This window comes from Terrabacter carboxydivorans (assembly GCF_039532035.1).
Classification (GTDB): Bacteria; Actinomycetota; Actinomycetes; order Actinomycetales; family Dermatophilaceae; genus Terrabacter; species Terrabacter carboxydivorans.
Map to the genome: position 1 here is coordinate 121,725 of NZ_BAAARE010000014.1, position 18,001 is coordinate 139,725.

The 18,001-nt window shown below is 72.3% G+C and carries 12 protein-coding genes; 5 read left to right on the top strand and 7 right to left on the bottom strand.

Going from position 1 to position 18,001, the window contains the following annotated elements:
- The first annotated feature begins 166 nt into the window (after positions 1 to 166).
- Both ABD297_RS16215 and ABD297_RS16220 read left to right on the top strand, forming a co-directional pair.
- On the top strand, positions 167 to 3,175 hold the full coding sequence (locus ABD297_RS16215; protein ID WP_344256076.1) for a LodA/GoxA family CTQ-dependent oxidase: 3,009 nt from the start codon (positions 167 to 169) through the stop codon (positions 3,173 to 3,175).
- 10 nt (positions 3,176 to 3,185) lie between these two features.
- Positions 3,186 to 4,319 (top strand): NAD(P)/FAD-dependent oxidoreductase, encoded by a 1,134-nt coding sequence (locus ABD297_RS16220; protein ID WP_344256077.1) that lies wholly within the window; start codon positions 3,186 to 3,188, stop codon positions 4,317 to 4,319.
- A gap of 48 nt (positions 4,320 to 4,367) precedes the next feature.
- Here the strand turns inward: ABD297_RS16220 and ABD297_RS16225 are convergent, their stop codons facing one another.
- The 5 genes from ABD297_RS16225 to ABD297_RS16245 form a co-directional block, all read right to left on the bottom strand.
- Positions 4,368 to 5,897, bottom strand: coding sequence for a helix-turn-helix domain-containing protein (locus ABD297_RS16225; protein ID WP_344256078.1), 1,530 nt, complete (start codon positions 5,895 to 5,897; stop codon positions 4,368 to 4,370).
- A gap of 138 nt (positions 5,898 to 6,035) precedes the next feature.
- Entirely contained in the window at positions 6,036 to 8,165 is a 2,130-nt protein-coding gene (locus ABD297_RS16230; protein WP_344256079.1) for a 3-hydroxyacyl-CoA dehydrogenase NAD-binding domain-containing protein, read from the bottom strand.
- Positions 8,162 to 9,391 carry a thiolase family protein gene (locus ABD297_RS16235; RefSeq protein WP_344256080.1) on the bottom strand — a complete coding sequence of 410 codons (1,230 nt, stop codon included), beginning with the start codon at positions 9,389 to 9,391 and terminating at the stop codon, positions 8,162 to 8,164. Before ABD297_RS16235 ends, ABD297_RS16230 begins: the two co-directional genes overlap by 4 nt.
- Positions 9,392 to 9,603: 212 nt before the next feature.
- Positions 9,604 to 10,917, bottom strand: coding sequence for an HRDC domain-containing protein (locus ABD297_RS16240; RefSeq protein ID WP_344256081.1), 1,314 nt, complete (start codon positions 10,915 to 10,917; stop codon positions 9,604 to 9,606).
- Positions 10,914 to 11,498, bottom strand: coding sequence for a DUF3000 domain-containing protein (locus ABD297_RS16245; RefSeq protein ID WP_344256082.1), 585 nt, complete (start codon positions 11,496 to 11,498; stop codon positions 10,914 to 10,916). The genes ABD297_RS16240 and ABD297_RS16245 overlap by 4 nt, the downstream gene beginning before the upstream one ends.
- Before the next feature lie 109 nt (positions 11,499 to 11,607).
- Here ABD297_RS16245 and hemE point away from each other — a divergent pair, with 109 nt between their 5' ends.
- On the top strand, positions 11,608 to 12,657 hold the full coding sequence (hemE, locus tag ABD297_RS16250) for a uroporphyrinogen decarboxylase (RefSeq protein ID WP_344256083.1): 1,050 nt from the start codon (positions 11,608 to 11,610) through the stop codon (positions 12,655 to 12,657).
- A complete protein-coding gene (gene murJ, locus ABD297_RS16255; protein WP_344256084.1) occupies positions 12,654 to 14,342 on the top strand; it encodes a murein biosynthesis integral membrane protein MurJ in 1,689 nt (562 codons plus the stop codon). Before hemE ends, murJ begins: the two co-directional genes overlap by 4 nt.
- Positions 14,343 to 14,477: 135 nt before the next feature.
- On the opposite strand, the gene ABD297_RS16260 is transcribed toward murJ, so the two are convergent.
- A complete protein-coding gene (locus ABD297_RS16260) occupies positions 14,478 to 15,713 on the bottom strand; it encodes a DUF4349 domain-containing protein (RefSeq protein ID WP_344256085.1) in 1,236 nt (411 codons plus the stop codon).
- A 196-nt stretch (positions 15,714 to 15,909) separates the two neighbouring features.
- A complete protein-coding gene (locus ABD297_RS16265) occupies positions 15,910 to 16,551 on the bottom strand; it encodes a DedA family protein (protein ID WP_344256086.1) in 642 nt (213 codons plus the stop codon).
- Positions 16,552 to 16,619: 68 nt separating this feature from the next.
- Here ABD297_RS16265 and hemG point away from each other — a divergent pair, with 68 nt between their 5' ends.
- Positions 16,620 to 17,999 carry a protoporphyrinogen oxidase gene (gene hemG, locus ABD297_RS16270; RefSeq protein ID WP_344256087.1) on the top strand — a complete coding sequence of 460 codons (1,380 nt, stop codon included), beginning with the start codon at positions 16,620 to 16,622 and terminating at the stop codon, positions 17,997 to 17,999.
- The last annotated feature ends 2 nt before the right edge of the window (positions 18,000 to 18,001 follow it).

The following is an 18,001-nucleotide window of genomic DNA, read 5'->3' on the forward strand; positions in this document are numbered from 1 at the left end:
CGACGACATGGTCACGAAGGCGCCCAGCGCGCCTTCACGACCCCGCTGGTCGCTGCGGTCGTGCGTATGGCGCTGTTCGGGAGTCTGCAAAGACTTGGTCAATTCACCGCGCTCCGGACGTGGGCGGGAAACGATCGCAGGACCGCATCGCGATCGGAGACCTGAGATGACCGACGACAAGGACTTCCCGGTCCCTCCCTGCTTCGACGACCCGGCCTCTGCGACCGAGCGCCTCACCGACATGTTCGTGAGGACGGGCCAGGCGCGACGCATCGCGACCGGCCAGGTCCCCGCGGAGCGGGCGGTCTTCCGCAAGGTGCACGGCGTGGCCCACGGGCGCATCGAGCGCCTCGACTCCGTGCCGGAGCAGTGGCGGGTCGGCTTCCTTGCGCACGAGGGGCTCGATGCCTGGGTGCGGTTCTCGAGCGATGCCAGCCCCACGACCGCCGACCTCGGCACGACGCTCGGCATCGGCGTGAAGCTCTTCGGCGTCCCCGGCGCGACGGCTTTCGGCGAGGACGGCAACACGGCAGACCTCGTCCTGCAGAACCACGACGTGTTTTTCGTCGACGACGCGAAGGAGATGGTCGAGTTCACCTACGCGGGCGTCGTGCAGCAGGACTATCCGGGCTACCTCGACACCCACCCCGAGACGCAGCGCATCCTCGACGAGATGAGCGCGCCGGAGAGCAGCGTGCTCACCGCGAGCTACTGGGGCGTGCTCCCCTTCCATCTCGGCAGCGAGATCGTGAAGTACCGCCTCGACCCGGAGACTCCTCCGGTCAACATCCCCGACGACGACCCCGACTACCTCGCGACGGACCTCGCACGCCGCCTGAGGGAGCGAGAGCACTCGCTTGTGCTCTCGGTCCAGGTGCGCACCGACCCCGACACGATGCCGCTCGACCGGGCGACCGTGCTGTGGCCGGAGGAGGCGAGCCCGTACGTCCCGGTCGCCCGGCTCGTGCTCGCCCGTCAGGACGTCGAGGCGCGCGGCCAGTGCGACTACGGGCAGAGCCTCGCCTTCAACATCTGGCGGGTGCCCGAGGACAACGCGCCCGTCGCCGAGTCCTCCATCGCCGCCGTCCGCAAGCAGGTGTATGCCGCAGGGGCAGCTCTGCGGCACACCGCCAACGGCCAGCCGCTGACCGACCCCACCGTGGCTCGTGCCACCGGCCAGACTCCTCCGACCGTCGACGACTGCATCGTCCAGGCGGTCATCCACCCCTCCATCGGCGTCGCGAGGGTGGGCAACAGCCCCGACGAGTACGTCATCGGGCCGGAGGTCGTCGACCCCGACCCGCTGCCGCCGGGCTCCTATCGCGACGCGGAGGGCCGGCTGAAGAGGCAGGCCGCCCGGTTCCGGATCTTCGGCGTCAACGCGCTCGGGACGATCGTGCGAGAGCTCACCCCGGCCGAGGACGGCGTTGAGCTGACGTGGCACGTCGAGCTCGCCAACACGAAGTCCTCGTGGTTCGGCTTCCAGCTCGCCCTCGACATCCCGGAGGCCGGCTCCGCACCGGCAACGACCCTGCGCAACCCGACGGTGAGCGACCGGTCCAGCCTCGAGATCCGCCCGGGGAGCCGGTCGGTCTCGGGCACCGGACAGGGTCCGGTGCCCTTCGACGGGGGCGCCTTCATGGGCTCTCCCGTGCCCCTAGGCGACATCCGCACCGACGAGGACGGCCGGCTCGTCGTGCTCGGCGGCAGCGGCTGCTCGGCGTCGTACGACGGCAGCCGCGCGATCACCTTCGCCAACAACGAGGCCTGGCACGACGACGTCTCGGACGGGCCGGTCACGGCGACGGTGACCCTGGACGGGCTCCCGCTCGAGGTCGTCCCCGCCTGGGTCGTCGTGGCACCCCCGAACTACGCGCCCCAGCGCACGTCCGTGCGCACCATGTGGGACCTCATGCGCGACGTGGCCATCCAGGCAGGAACCCTTGCCAGGCCGGCCCGCCCGTCGTTCCGCGATGACATCCTTCCCCTCTTCGAGCGTCTGGCGGGCCTCCAGTGGGTCAATGCCGGCTTCGCCGCAGGCTTCGGGTTCGACGGCGCTCTCGACCTCACGTCCGCTGCCGCCCTGGCCCGGCTCGCGAGCCCGCTCCCGGCCCACCGCGAGGTGCGTCGCACCGTGGCGCGGTCGTTCCGCGACTTCGATGTCGACGGCATGTCGCCCAAGCCCTGGCCGTGGCTCTACGGCGACGCCATGAACATCCCGCCGGTGTCGTCTCCCCGCCAGAACGCCGCGCTGACGGCGACCCAGATGTGGATGCTCGAGCAGTGGGCGGAGGGCTGCTTCGATGCGGACCTCGATCTCGACGAGCTCGACGGTGATGGTGGCGGGGGTGAGGTCACGCTCCCGCGCCGTGGGCCACGGGTCGTCGACGACCTGCCGGTCGAGGAGCAGGGCGACATGCTCACGAGGGCGGCCCTCGAGTTCTGCCTGGCGGATGCCTTCCACCCCGGCTGCGAGATGACCTGGCCGGTGCGCGCGGCGACGATGTACCTCTCGCCCTTCCGCTTCGCGCACGCGGCTCCGGGCTGGGAGCCGCCCACGCTGGGTGCCGTCCTCACCTCCGACTCGGTGACGATCCCCAACGGTCCGCTCTGCGCGCAGGAGCCCGGCTCGATCACCCGCTGGATGGCAGTGCCGTGGCAGACCGACACGGCCAGCTGCCGGTCCGGCTACTCGACGGCCTACGACCCCTACGTGCCCACCTTCTGGCCGGCTCGGGTGCCCAACCAGGTGCTCACTCGCGAGAACTACGAGGTCGTCATGGACGAGTCGCGCTCACCGGGCGAGCGAGCGGCGGCCTTCGCCAACCGAGCGGCGTGGATCGAGCCCCTCGGCGCCGACAGCTACACGAGCCAGATCAACAACATGGTGCGCGCCTTCGACCACCTCGGCGTCGTCGAGGTGCTGCCCGGTCCGCCCGACGGCGCCTTCCCGGCCGTCATCGAGGTGGAGGACAGCCATCGGCTCATCCCCGTCGAGAGCGGGGACGACGCTGCAGCCATCGAGGCGCGCACCGGTGCGGCCAACGGAGATCCCTCCGGGGCCCCGGCGCTCAGCTCGCTCGGCGCCAGCCACCGGGTCGGGCGGTCCGCCGCCGACGTCGACGTGTCCGGCATCGAGAAGGTGCGTCGCTTCCCCGGCGGCCTGCGCACCTGAGTCGTCAACGATGACCGTGCTCGATGCCGACGTCGCAATCGTCGGCGGTGGTCCGGCCGGTGCCGCCCTGGCGACCGGGCTGGCGATGCTGCCGGGGCCGAGGCTCCGGGTGCTCGTCGTCGACCGGGGCGCACCGGGCCGGGACCGGGGCACCGGCCGCCCTGGGCTCGGCGAGACCCTTCCCGGTGCGGCTGCACGGCTGCTGCGTGATCTGGGCGCCTGGGACGGTTTCGTCGCGCAGGGTCATCCTCCCTGTCATGCGCGGCTCAGCCGTTGGGGCGGTCCGCAGCTGATCGTGCAGGACGCAGTTCGCGATCTCGACGGAGCCGGTTGGAGCCTCGACCGCACGGCCTTCGACGACCTGATGCTCTCTGGTGCCCGGGCTCGGGGAGTGGTGGTCCTTGCCGGTCGGGCGAGCGTGGTCGGGCACGACGAGGGTGCCTGGCGGCTGCGCGTCGGCACCGGGGGTGCCACGTCGCGGCAGGAGGTGCGCGCTCGCCTCATCGTCGACGCGAGCGGTCGCGGCTCGAGGTTGCTGGCGCCCGTCGGCCGGCACCGCACCGTCGTCGACCGCCTCGTCTGCGTGTGGACGCTCCTACCGGGTCGGCACACCGCCCAGGGCACGTCCTACGTCGAGAGCGCCGCCGACGGGTGGTGGTTCACCGCGCCCTTGCCGGGTGGTCGACGCCTGCTCGCCTTCCACACCGACCCCGAGGTCGTCGACGTCAGGGCGCTCAGCAGGACACTGGGTCAGCGGGCGGCTGCCTCGGCCGAGCTCTCCGAGCAGCTGGGCGACTCCCGTCTCGACGAGGGCACGAGCCCGCGGGTGTGCGCTGCCGGCGCGAGCCGGATGCCCGACATCGCCGGCCGGGACTGGCTCGTCGTCGGTGACGCCGCGATGGCCTTCGACCCGCTGTCGTCGCAGGGGCTCTTCCACGCGCTCTACACGGGACTCACCTCGGCCGAAGCTGTCGCGCGAGCCCTGACGTCAGAGGCCGGGGTGAGCGCCGAGGCCGGCCCCTCACTCGAGCCGGTGTGGTCGGCCTATCGCGAGACGGCCCGCCACATCTACGGCAGCGAGCTCCGCTGGGCCGACCGGCCATTCTGGAGGGCGCGGCACGAGCGGATGTCCCTGGCCGGCTGAGTAGCGGTCTTCCGCTCGAGTGAGCGGAAGGCAGGAGGAGAGCCCACGTCAGATGTCGCGGAAGACCTCGATGGTCGCGCCGAGGGCGTTGAGGCGCTCGGCGAGGTCCTCGTAGCCACGGTTGATGACGTAGACGTTGCGCAGCACCGACGTGCCCGGGGCGGCGAGCATCGCGAGGAGCACGACGACACCGGGTCGCAGCGCCGGCGGGCACATGACCTCGGCCGCGCGCCAGCGGGTCGGGCCCTCGACGATGACGCGGTGCGGGTCGAGCAGCTGCACCTTGGCGCCGACCTTCGTCAGCTCGGTGAGGTAGATGGCGCGGTTCTCGTAGACCCAGTCGTGGATCATCGTGCTGCCCTCGGCGACGGCGCCGATGAGCGCGAAGAAGGGAAGGTTGTCGATGTTGAGCCCGGGGAAGGGCATCGGGTGGATCTTGTCGGTCGGCGCCTGCAGCGGCCCGGGGATCGTCGTGAGGTCGACGAGGCGGGTCTTGCCGTTGGCGGAGGTGTACTCCTCGCCGAGGTTGTACTTCATCCCCATGCCGTCGAGCGTCGCGAGCTCGATCTCGATGAACTCGATCGGCACCCGGCGGATCGTGATCTCGCTGTCGGTGACGACGGCGGCCGCGATGAGGCTCATCGCCTCGATGGGGTCCTCGCTGGGGGAGTACTCGACGTCGACGTCGATGTCGGCGACGCCGTGGACCGTGAGCGTGGTGGTCCCGATGCCCTCGATCCGCACCCCGAGCTTCTCGAGGAAGAAGCAGAGGTCCTGCACCATGTAGTTGGGGCTGGCGTTGCGGATGACGGTCGTGCCGGCGTGCCGGGCGGCGGCCATGAGCACGTTCTCGGTGACGGTGTCGCCACGCTCGGTCAGCACGATGGCCCGCTCGGGGTTGACGCTCCGGTCGGAGCGCGCCTCGTAGAAGCCGTGCGTGGCCGTGACCTCGAGGCCGAAGGCTCGCAGGGCGGCCAGGTGGGGCTCGACGGTGCGGGTGCCGAGGTCGCAGCCACCGGCATACGGCAGCTGGAAGCTCTCGTGCTCGTGCAGCAGCGGCCCGAGGAACATGATGACGGTGCGCGTGCGGCGGGCGGCCGCGACGTCGATGTCGTCGAGGTTGAGCTCGGCCGGAGGGGTGATCTCGAGGTCGTTGCTGTCCGGGAGCCAGCGGGTGCGCACGCCGATCGAGGCGAGGACCTCGAGGATGCGGTTGACCTCCTCGATGCGGGCGAGGCTGCGCAGCGTCGTGCGGCCGCGGTTGAGCAGGGCCGCGCACAGGAGGGCGACGGCGGCGTTCTTGGAGGTCTTGACGTCGATCGAGCCGGTGAGCTTCTGGCCGCCGACGATGCGCAGGTGCTGGGGGCCGGAGTGGCCGAGGGAGACGAACTCCGAGTCCAGGGCGTCGCCGATCTTGGCGAGCATGTCGAGGCTGAGGTTCTGCTTGCCCTGTTCGATGCGGGTGACCGCGCCCTGTGACGTGCCGAGCAGCTCGGCGAGGTCGGACTGGGTCATTCCTTTGTGGCGTCGGGCGTCGCGGATGAGTCCGCCGATCCGGGTCAGGTAGGTCTGAGACACGGTTTCGAGGCTAACTCATATATGAGTTATGGCAAATCGCCCCAGCCGCGGCGAGGCCACGAACCCCGGGCGGGGTTCGTGGCCTCGTGCAGCAGATGACGTATGCCGTGTGGTGGCGCGGGGTGCGACGCCCGCCTGTCAGGCGGGTGCGTTCGCGACCCCGGCCGGCAGGAAGCGCGAGCCCGTGACGGCCTCGGCGACGCCGGTGCGGTCGAGCAGGGGCGTGATGCCACCGTTCCAGAACTGGAAGCCGGCGCCCGTGATCATCGCGAGGTCGATGTCCATCGGCGCCTGCGCGACGCCCTCGTCGAGCATCCTGCGCGCCTCGTCGGCGAGGACCGTCAGCACGCGCTGGCGCACCTGGGCGAGGTCTAGGACGACCGGGTCGGCCGGCTTCTCGATGAGCTCGGCGACCTCGGGGTCGAGCACCGGCCGGCCGGAGCTGAGGTCGTAGAAGCCGCGCTTGCCCGCCGCGACGATGCGCTGGAGCGTCGGCGAGGCGTAGAAGCGGTCGGGGAACGCCTTGACGAGCGTCTCACCGTTGTGCAGGGCGATCGCCGGTCCGACGAGCCCGATGAGGACGAACGGCGGCATCGGGGCCAGGCCCGCGAAGGCACGGTCGACGACCTCGATGGGCGTGCCCTCGTCGAGGATCTTGGCGGCCTCGCCCATGAAGCGTCCGAGGAGGCGGTTGACGATGAAGGACGGGCGGTCCGCAGCGCGGATGCACGTCTTCTTCAGCGCCTTGCCCACGGCGAACGCCGTTGCGAGCGTGGGGTCGTCGGTGCGCTCGCCCGGGATGATCTCGAGCAGCGGCATGACGGCCACGGGGTTGAAGAAGTGGAAGCCGACGACGCGCTCGGGGTGCTCGAGCTGCGACGCCATCTCGGCGATCGACAGGCTGGAGGTGTTGGTCGCCAGCACGCACTCGGGGGACACGACCGCCTCGACCTCGGCGAAGACCTGCTGCTTGACCGACATCTCCTCGAAGACGGCCTCGATGACGAAGTCGGCGTCGGCGAAGCCGTCCTTGCTCGTCGAGCCGGACACGAGGGCCTTGTAGCGGTTCAGCTTGTCGGGGTTCAGCCGGCCCTTCCCAGCGAGCTTGTCGAGCTCGGCGTGGACGTAGCCGACACCCTTGGCGACGCGCTCGTCGTCGATGTCGGTCAGGACCACCGGCACCTGGAGGCGCTGGAGGAAGAGCAGCGCGAGCTGGCTCGCCATGAGACCGGCGCCGACGATGCCGACCTTGGTCACCGGGCGGGCCAGGCTCTTGTCCGGGGCGCCCGCGGGGCGCTTGGCCCGCTTCTGCACGAGGTCGAACGCGTAGAGCCCGGCGCGGAGCTCGTCGCTCATGAGCAGGTCGGCGAGCACCTCGTCCTCGGCGGCGAAGCCCTCCTCGCGGGTCGCGGTGCGCGCGGCCGAGAGCAGCTCGAGGGCGGCATACGGGCTCTTGGCCTGGCGGCCGGTCTTGACGTCGGCGAGGCCCTTGGCCTTGGCGATCGCGGCGTTCCACGCCGTCTCGTCGCGGTCGACCTCGGGGCGCTCGACGGTGACCTCGCCGGACAGCACAAGGGCGGCCCAGGCGATCGACTCCTCGAGGAAGTCGGCCGGCTCGAGGAGCACGTCAGCCATGCCGAGCTCGTAGGCCTGGGGGCCCTTGAGCATGCGGTTCTGGCTCAGCGGGTTGTCGATGACGACGGTCAGCGCCCTGTCGATGCCGACGAGGTTGGGCAGCATCCAGCATCCGCCCCAGCCGGGCACGAGGCCCAGGAAGACCTCGGGGAGCGCGACGGCCGGCACGCCGGCGCTCATCGTGCGGTAGGTGGCCGACAGGGCCAGCTCGACGCCGCCGCCCATCGCCGCGCCGTTGACGAACGCGAAGGTCGGCACCGGGAGGTCGGAGAAGGCGGCGTATGCCGCGTGGCCGGCCCGGGCGATCTCGATCGCCTGGTCGCGGGACCCGATGAACGGCACGCCGGTCAGGTCGGCGCCCACGGCGAAGATGAACGGCTTGCCGGTGACTGCGACGGCGACGATCTCGCCGGCCTCGGCACGCGTGCGCAGGGTCTCGACCGCCGCCGTGAGACCGGCGATCGACTGCGGGCCGAAGGTGTTGGGCTTGGTGTGGTCGAAGCCGTTGTCGAGCGTGATGAGGGCGAGCGTGCCGGCGCCACCCGGGAGCGCGACGTCGTGCACGGGGGTGTGCGTCACGACCTCGGTCGCGAAATCGGCTGCAGCCGTGGGCTTCTCGGTCGTGGCGGTCACGCGACGTCCTCCTTCTCGGTCGAGGCGACGTAGTCCTCGTGGTGGGGGTTCTCCCAGATGACGGCGCCGCCCATGCCGATGCCGATGCACATCGCGGTGAGGCCGTAGCGGACCTCGGGGTGCTCCTCGAACTGGCGGGCGAGCTGGGTCATGAGACGCACGCCGGAGCTGGCGAGGGGGTGACCGGTGGCGATGGCTCCGCCGTACTCGTTGACGCGCGAGTCGTCGTCGGCGATGCCGAAGTGGTCGAGGAAGGCGAGCACCTGCACGGCGAACGCCTCGTTGAGCTCGAAGAGGCCGATGTCCTCGATGGTGAGGCCCGCCTTGGCCAGGGCCTTCTCGGTGGCCGGGACCGGGCCGACGCCCATGACCTCGGGCTCGACGCCGACGAACGAGAAGGAGACGAGGCGCATCCGCACCGGCAGACCGAGGTCGGTGGCGGCCTGCTCGGAGGCGAGCAGGCACGCGGTGGCGCCGTCGTTGAGACCGGCGGCGTTGCCGGCGGTCACGTTGCCGTGCGCACGGAACGGGGTCTTGAGCTGGCCCAGGTCGTCGACGGTCGTGCCGGGGCGGGGCGGCTCGTCGGCGGTGGCCAGGCCCCAGCCCTTCTCGGCGTGGCGGGTGGCCACGGTGACGAGGTCGCGCTGGATCTTGCCGTCGGCATACGCCTTGGCGAGCTTGTCCTGGCTGCCGACGGCGAAGGCGTCGGAACGGGCCTTGGTCAGCTGCGGGAAACGGTCGTGGAGGTTCTCGGCGGTCTTGCCCATGACGAGCGCGTCGGGGTCGACGATCCTCTCGGACACGATGCGCGGGTTGGGGTCGACGCCCTCGCCCATGGGGTGACGGCCCATGTGCTCGACGCCGCCGGCGATCGCGATGTCGTAGGCGCCGAAGGCGATCGAGCTGGCGGTGTTGGTGACGGCGGTCATCGCGCCGGCGCACATCCGGTCCACCGAGTAGCCCGGGGTGGTGTTGGGCAGACCCGAGAGCAGCGCCGCGGTGCGGCCGAGCGTCAGGCCCTGGTCGCCGATCTGGGTGGTCGCCGCGATGGCGACCTCCTCGACCTTGTCCTTGGGCAGGTTCGGGTTGCGGTGCAGCAGCTCGCGGATGCACCGGATGACGAGGTCGTCGGCGCGGGTCTGGGCGTACATGCCCTTGTCGCCGGCCTTGCCGAACGGCGTGCGGACGCCGTCGACGAAGACGACCTCATGAAGTGCGCGGGGCACAGTGCCTCCTGGTGTGGTTCTGGGGCGGTCAGGACGAGACTACTGCTCGGTAACTTCGAGGCCAACGGACCCGTGGGTGAGCATCCTCACGACGGGCGGGGCGGGGCGCGGCGAAGAGGGGCGGGGCGCGGCGAAGTCGCGCAGCCCGGGTCCGCGGGCAGGTCCCCGTGCGGAGGCATCGCGTCTCGGTCAGGAGGCGCGGCGGCCGGCCCTCAGGCGGGTGGGTTCTCGCTGCAGGCGAGGGAGATGAGCGGCGCGGTGATCGTCGTCTGCCAGCGGCGGGCCCCCATGGCCGACAGGGCCTCGGCCACCTCGGCGGTCGTCGGGGCGGCCGGACCCTCCCAGAGGAACCGGCGCAACAGGTCGGGAGTCAGGAGGTTCTCGACCGGGACGGCCAGCTCTTCGGAGACCGCCCCGAGCAGCTCACGCGAACGCGCGAGACGGGCTGCCGCCACGGGGTCGCGGTCGGCCCACGCCTTGGGCGGCGGCGGTCCGCTCGGGGGCAGCGACAGCACCGGGAGGTCGGACTCGGGCAGCGCGAGCGCGCGCCCGACGACCTCGATGATCGCCTCCTGGTGCCGGCGGACCGAGCGCGCCAGACGGGGCTCGGCGGAGCCGACCGTGCGCGGCGGCTTGGTCGCGCGCTGGTTGGCGATGGCGATCTCGCTGATCGCGGCGTCGGGCAGGATGCGCCCGGGCGAGGTGTCGCGCTGCTGGGCCATCGCGTCGCGCCACAGCCACAGCTCACGCACGATGGCGAGGCCTCGGCGCCCTCGCACCTTGTGCATGCCGGAGGTCCGGCGCCAGGGGTCGACGCGGGGCTCCGGACCGGTGAAGTCCAGGAGGTGCTCGAACTCCTCGGTCGCCCAGGCGATCTTGCCCTGCGAGGCGAGCTCGGCGGCGACGGCGTCACGAAGGTCGACGAGCACCTCGACGTCGAGCGCGGCATACCGCAGCCACGGCTCGGGGAGCGGTCGCACCGACCAGTCGACGGCGGAGTGCTCCTTGGCGAGCTGGAGGCCGAGGTAGTGCTCGACCATCGCGCCGAGACCGACACGGGGCAGGCCGGCGAGGCGCCCGCCGAGCTCGGTGTCGAAGAGTGACTGCGGGCGAAGCCCCACCTCGGCGAGGCACGGGAGGTCCTGGGTGGCGGCGTGCAGGATCCACTCGGCGTCGCCGATGGCCTCGCCGACGGGGGAGAGGTCGGGGCAGGCGATGGGGTCGATGAGCCAGCTGCCCGAGCCCTCGCGCCGGATCTGCACGAGGTAGGCGCGCTGGCCGTAGCGGTAGCCCGACGCGCGCTCGGCGTCGATGCCGACCGGGCCGGTGCCGGAGCCGATGGCCTCGGCGGCGCGCAGCAGGGTGCGCTCGTCGACGACGACGTCGGGCACCCCGTCACGTGGGTGCGTCAGCGGGACGAGGCCCGACGCGAGGTCGGCCGGAGGCTCGTTCGCGAGGTCGGCAGCGGCGTCGAGGACCGGGGTGCGCTCGGTGGGCTCGGTGGGCTCGTTCGGCTCTGCCGTCACCGTCGCTGCCCCGGCAGGGGGACGACACCGTCGGGCAGGGGCGGGATGCCGGCGATGGTGCACAGCATGTCGGCCCAGGCGCGCAGGTGGTCGGCGGCGTCCCCACCCACCGGCGTCCACGAGGCGCGGATCTCCATCTCGACGCTGGCCTCGCGGTCGGCCAGGCCGGCGAAGCTCTCGCTGACGACGCGTGTCACGGTGCCCGCCTCTGCGGTCCAGCCGAGGTTGCGGTGCGTGAGGGAGTCGGTGAGCCAGGACCAGCCGACCGCTCCGAGCATCGGGTCCCCGGCCAGCTCGGGCTCGAGCTCTGCACGCGCGAAGGTGACGATGCGCCACTGCCCGTCCCAGGTGTCGGGGGCTGCAGGGTCGTGCAGGACGACGAACCGGCCGGTGGCCAGGTCTTCGTCGGGGTCGGCAATGTCGATGACGTCTGCGGTCAGGGCGGCGGCGTACGGGGCGATGCGCGTGGGCGCCGGCACCTCCGTCAGACGGATCTCTGAGCGCAGACGGACGTCTCGCAGGGCGCTGAGCGTCCGTGCGAAGACCGCGCCGTGGTTGCCCGGCAACGTTCGCGTGTGCACCAGATGAGGGTATGCCGGAGTCGGGCGTTCTGTCCTCAGGGCGCGCCGGTGGTGGGTGGGGCACGGCGCGTGGCACGGGGCGCCCCGGCCACCGTGGCAGGATTGACCGGTGCCGACCACAGCCCCGCCTTCCACCCGCCAGAGCGACCTCGTCCGCGCGGCTCGCCGCGAGTCGGTGACCCGGACGCCGGTGTGGTTCATGCGCCAGGCGGGCCGGTCGCTCCCGGAGTACCGCGCCGTCCGCGAGGGCATCCCGATGCTCGAGTCGTGCATGCGCCCCGACCTCGTCACCGAGATCACCCTGCAGCCGGTGCGCCGGCACGGCGTCGACGCAGCCATCTTCTTCAGCGACATCGTCGTCCCGCTCAAGGCGATCGGGGTCGACCTCGACATCGTCCCCGGGGTGGGCCCGGTCGTGGCGCGCCCGATCCGCTCGGCTGCCGACCTCGACCAGCTCGTCCCGCTGATGCCCGACCACGTGCCCTTCGTCACCCAGGCCGTGCAGCAGCTGGTGCGCGAGCTCGGCGAGGTCCCCCTCATCGGCTTCGCCGGCGCGCCCTTCACGCTCGCCTCCTACCTCGTCGAGGGCGGCCCCTCGAAGAACCACGAGAAGACCAAGGCGCTCATGCACGGCGACCCCGACCTGTGGGACGCCCTGTGCGCCAGGCTCGCCCAGATCTCTGGCGAGTTCCTCCGCGTGCAGGCGCAGGCCGGTGCCAGCGCCGTGCAGCTCTTCGACTCGTGGGCCGGCGCCCTGTCCAAGGCCGACTACGCCGCCCGGGCCATGCCGCACTCCGCGACCGCCCTGGCTGCTGTGGCCGACCTGGACGTCCCCCGGATCCACTTCGGGGTGGGCACGGGCGAGCTGCTGGCGCTCATGGGACAGGCGGGCGCCGAGGTGGTCGGGGTCGACTACCGCGTGTCGCTCACCGACGCCGTCGAGCGCCTCGGGCCGACGTATGCCGTGCAGGGCAACCTCGACCCCGCCCTGCTCTTCGCGCCGTGGGACGCCCTCGAGCGTCGCGTCCGCGAGATCGTCGAGGAGGGGCGCCACGCGCCGGGGCACATCTTCAACCTCGGTCACGGCGTGCTGCCCAGCGTGGACCCCGACGTCCTCACCCGCGTGACGGCGCTCGTCCACGAGTGCTCGACACGATGACCACGACGACGGCGGCCCCGTCGGTCGCGCGCTCGAGCCTCACCATGCTCGGTGGGTCGGTGGCGTCGCGCGTGCTCGGCGTCGTGCGCAACGGGCTGCTCACCGCGATCATCGGTGCGCAGCTGGCCGGCGACGCGTTCTCCCTCGCGAACACCCTGCCCAACGTGCTCTACGTCCTCGCAGCGGGCGGCATCCTCAACGCCGTGCTCATCCCGTCGCTGGCGCGGGCCATGAAGCTCGAGGACGGCGGCCAGGAGTTCACCGACCGCGTCATCACCGTCGCCCTGGCGGGGATGGCCCTCATCACGGTCGTCGTCATGGCGGGCGCCGGCGGCTTCGTGTGGCTGCTCGCGCGCAACTCCTCGCCGCAGTTCAAGGACCTCGCGCTCGCCTTCTCGCTCATCTGCCTGCCGCAGATCTTCTTCTACGGCCTCTTCGCGCTGCTCGGGCAGATCCTCAATGCCCGGGGACGGTTCGGGGCGTTCGCGTGGGCGCCCTTCATCGCCAACGTCGTCGCGGTCGCCGGGCTCGTGCTCTTCCTCGCGGTCTTCGGGCGCCCGGACGACGGTGCCGGCGGGCAGCAGCGCCCCCGTGAGCCGTCCGAGTGGACCGGTCCGATGATCTGGCTCTTCGCGGGCTCGGCGACGCTGTCGGTGGTCGTGCAGGCGCTCTCGCTCGTGCCCGCCCTGCGCCGGACCGGATTCCGCTACCGGCCGCGCTGGGGCCTGCGCGGTGTCGGGCTCGGCGGTGTCAGCCGGCTCGCCCTCTGGGCCTTCGGCGGCCTGGCGGTCTCACAGGTCGGCTTCTTCATCAGCCAGGGCGTGCTCAACAACGCCACGGCCCAGGCCGGCGCCCTCGGGCTCGAGGACGCGGCCCGCGGGCCGGCCGCCTACAGCATCGCGTTCACGCTCTTCATGCTGCCGCACGCCTTCGTCACCGTCTCGATCATCACGGCGCTCTTCCCGCGCTTCTCGGCGGCCGCGGCGGCCGGTGACACGGCCAGCCTGCGACGCGACTTCCGCACGGGCCTGACGATGCCGCTCGTGGCCAACGTGCCGATCATGGTGGCCGTCATCGTGCTCGCCAACCCCATCGTCGCGCTGCTCAACCCCGGGATCGACACCCGTTCGGTCGAGGTCTCCGGCAGCGTCCTCGTCATCATGATCCTCGGCCTCGTGCCCTTCGGCCTCGACCTGCTCTGCTACCGGATGTTCTTCGCCCTCGAGGACGGCAAGCCCACCGTGGTCATGCAGGCGCTGCTCACGGGCATCAGCGCCCTGGCGGGCGTGGTGACCCTGTTCATCAACCCGGTGTGGGCCATCGGCATCATGGCCATGGGCCAGACCGTGGGCAACGTCGTGAGCTCTGCGGTGGGCCTCTACCTGCTGCGCCGGCGCACCGGCCCCCTCGGCCTCTCCAGCGGGCTCGTCACCGCGGCGCGGGTCGGAGTCGCCGCGACCGTGGCCGGCCTCGTGGCCTGGGGGGTCACCCTCGTGCTGCACCCCATCACCGGGGCCGCCATCGACAGCTCGTCGTCCGACCTCAAGCGGATGTTCGCCAGCGCCCTGGAGATCGGTCTCGTGGGGCTCGTCTTCGGTGTCATCTACCTCGGCATCGCCCACGCGCTGCATGTCCGCGAGGTGCGCCAGGTCGCGGACCTGCTCCGCCAGCGGCTGGGCCGCTGAGCCAGCCGCTGACGGAGCGCTGACGGAGCTTGCCGATCGAGCGCTGACCGAGCTCCCGATCGAGCCGCTGACGGAGCCGCCGGTCGAGCTGCCCCACTGATCGACCGGACGGCTCGCGAGGCGTCAGCGGCGCCGTCAGTCCTGAGCCACGGACTGCCCGGGCGCGGTGGGTGCCGAGCCGGCCCCCGTCGCGCCGGCGCCCGTCGAGGTGGCCGGCGACGCAGTCACCGGCTGGGTCTGAGGTGCCGAGATCGCGGGCTCCTGGCCGGCGAGCACGGGCGAGGTCGGCGACGGCATACCTGCGCCCCGTCGGCGCCACACCCGCAGGCCCAGCAGCGTGAGCGGGACGAGGAGCACGAGCCACGGCAGCAGCACGGCCAGGCCGGTGAGGATCACGGTCGCCGAGCCGAGCAGGCTGTCCCAGGCCGTCCGCAGGCCGCCGGAGACGCCGTCCTGGGGGACGACCGGCGCGGTCGCATCGGTCCAGAGGGTCACGGTGACGTCGCTCATCGTCGTCATCGCGTCGAGCTTGGCCAGGCGCTGCTCGAGCGAGTCGAGGTCGGCCTGCCTGCGGCTCAGCTCGCTCTCGAGGGTGATGACCTGCTGGAGGTCGGTCGTCTTGGCGAGGAGGGCACGCACGCGGTCGATCCCGTCGCGCATCGGCTGGATGCGCGACTTGGTGTCGATGTAGGTGTCGGTGACGTCCTGGGACTGGGACGAGCGGTAGCTGACCGACCCGATCGCCGAGAGCTGGGTCAGCACGTCGTCCAGGGTCTTGGCCGGGACGCTGAGGACGAGACGGGCCTCGTCGACGCCGACGTCCCGCGTCGCTGTGCTGGCGTCGAACCGGGGGTCGACCCCGCCGGGACCGACGGGCCCGCCGGTGGGGTCGAGCGAGGTGACGACGTTCTCGGACGTCACCTGCCCACCGGCGTCGGTGGCGACGACGCGGACACGGGCCGCCGACCCGGCGAGGTCACCGACCTTGATCCCGAGCCATGCCGAACGGGCGATCTTGGACTCGATCACCGCGACCGAGCTGCCCAGCCCGGTGCCCTGCGTGGCCCCGCTGTCGGCCGGGGCCTTGGCTCCCGTGCCGGCCCCGGCGTTGGCGTCGGTCTGCGGCGCGACGTCAGAGCCGACCACTCCGTTTCCGGGGGCAGCGCCGGGACTCACCTCACCGGCCGACGACCCTCCCGACGTGGCGGCCGACCGACCGGAGTACGAGGATCCCTGAAGGGCCCTGAGGCCCAGGGGGATCGAGAGAGCGAGCACCGCCGCGACCACGACGAGGACGGCGAGGAGGCGGCGCCGTGCGGGAGGTCGCGACGTGGGACGCGGCAGCCGAGGCAGGTGGGACGCAGCAGTCATGGCAGGCCTTCCGACGGGTCGCCTCGGCCGGACCGGCCGGTGCCGGTCTCGGCGGAACGTGTGGCGACGTGCTTGTCACGAAAGACACGGGAGGCGACCGGATCGTTGCGTCCGGTCGATCCGCTCCTCGACTCGCGACCACGACCGGGACCACGGGCGCGCCCGGTCGGTCGGCCACGGGCCCGCAGGCCCTGCGTCAGCCCCGGCGGACCCGCCGCACGACGAGCCACACCACGAGGGCCACCGCCGCGCCCCTGACGACCCAGTCGAGCACCGACGAGTACTGGTCCACGAGCTCGTAGCGCGAGCCGAGCACCCAGCCGAGACCGATGAGCAGGCCGTTCCACAGCGCGCTGCCGGCGATGGTGAAGACGGAAAACCGCGCGAGCGGCATGCGGACCGCCCCCGCCGGCAGGGATACGAGGCTGCGCACACCGGGCACCAGCCGGCCGAAGAAGACCGAACGCCGGCCGTGGTCGTCGAACCACTCCGTCGCGCGCAGGAAGTCGTCGCGGTCCACGAGGGGCAGCCGGCCCATGAGGTCGACGGCGCGCTCCTGCCCGAGCCGGGCGGCCAGGAGGTACAGCGTGAGGGCTCCGACGTAGGAGCCGACCGTGCTCGTGACGAGCAGCAGGGCGAGGTCGAGGCCGCCCTGGCGCGCGATGAACCCCGCCAGCGGGAGCACGACCTCGCTGGGGATCGGCGGGACGACCGTCTCGACGAAGGTCAGACCCGCGACACCCCACTCGCCGAGCCCCTGGATGACGCGATAGGCGACCCCGACGAGTCCGGACAGCTCCGCGACGGGCTGGGCGACGAGCATCGCGGGGGTACCCATGGTCCCAACCCTCCCCCATCGGTAGGGCCCTGGCCAAACCGCCGACGGGCGGGTGGGAGAGTGGCGACATGGTCAGGTCGGTCGCAGTCGTCGGTGGCGGGATCAGCGGGCTCGCGGCTGCCTGGGAGCTGTGCCGCCGGGGCGGTGACGTCGCGGTCACCGTTCTGGAGGGCTCTGACCGGCTGGGCGGCAAGCTGCGCCTCGAGGACGTCAGCGGCGTCCGGATCGATGTGGGCGCGGAGTCGGTCCTGGCGCGGCGTCCCGAGGCCCTGACCCTCTTCGGTGAGCTCGGCGTCGACGACCTCGTGACCCACCCCGGACCGGCCGGAGCCTCGATCGTCTCGCGGGGGAAGCGGTGGCCGATGCCGCGCGGCACCCTCATGGGCGTGCCCTCGGACCCGTCGTCGGTGCGCGGCCTGCTCACCGACGAGGAGGTGGACCGGCTGGCCCACGAGACCGTCCCGGGCCCGGTGCCGGGAGACCTCTCGGTCGGCGACCTCGTCGACACCCGGCTCGGCGCGGCGGTCACCGACCGGCTCGTCGAGCCACTGCTGGCCGGGGTCTATGCCGGGCACTCCCGCGAGATCTCCGCGGAGCTCGCCGTGCCGGCGCTCGCGGACGCAGCGCACACCGGCCGCCCCCTGCTCGAGGTTGCCCGGGCGGCCGCAGATGCTGCGACCAACGGCCCGTCAGCCGGTCGCCCCGTCTTCGCCTCGCTGCGCGGTGGTCTCGGGACGCTGCCCGAGGTGCTCGAGCGCGAGCTGCTCGCCGCCGGCGTGCAGGTCCGGACGTCCGCGGTGGTCCGGGGTCTGCGCCGCGACGGCTCCGGCTGGGTCGTGTCGACCGGACCCACGACGGCCGTCGTCGAGGAACGGTTCGACGCCGTCGTGCTCGCGGTGCCCGCGGCTCCTGCGGCGCGACTGCTCGGCGGCGTGGCACCGGACGCGGCTGCTGCGTTGCGGGGCGTCGAGTACGCCTCGATGGCCATCGTGACCCTCGCGCTCGACGGCCCCCCGCCGGCCGTTCTCGACGGCAGCGGCTTCCTCGTCCCGCCGACCGAGCCGCTGACCATCAAGGCGTCCACCTTCAGCTCGGTGAAGTGGCCGTGGCTCGCTGCGGCCCACCCCGAGCGCACGTTCCTGCGTGCCTCGGTCGGCCGACACCGGGAGGAGGCGGGGCTCCAGCGACCCGACGACGAGCTCGTCGAGCTCGCCCTCGCCGACCTGCGGACGGTCCTCGGCCCGGGTCTAGCCGACCCCGTCGACGCACACGTGCAGCGGTGGGGTGGGGGACTGCCGCAGTATGCCGTGGGGCACCGTGCGCGCCTCGCCCCCACCCGCGTGCTCCCGGGTGGGCTCGCCCTGTGCGGGGCGGCATACGACGGGGTGGGGATCCCGGCGTGCATCGCGTCCGGACGGGCCGCGGCCCGCAGCCTGGCGACCCCCTGAGG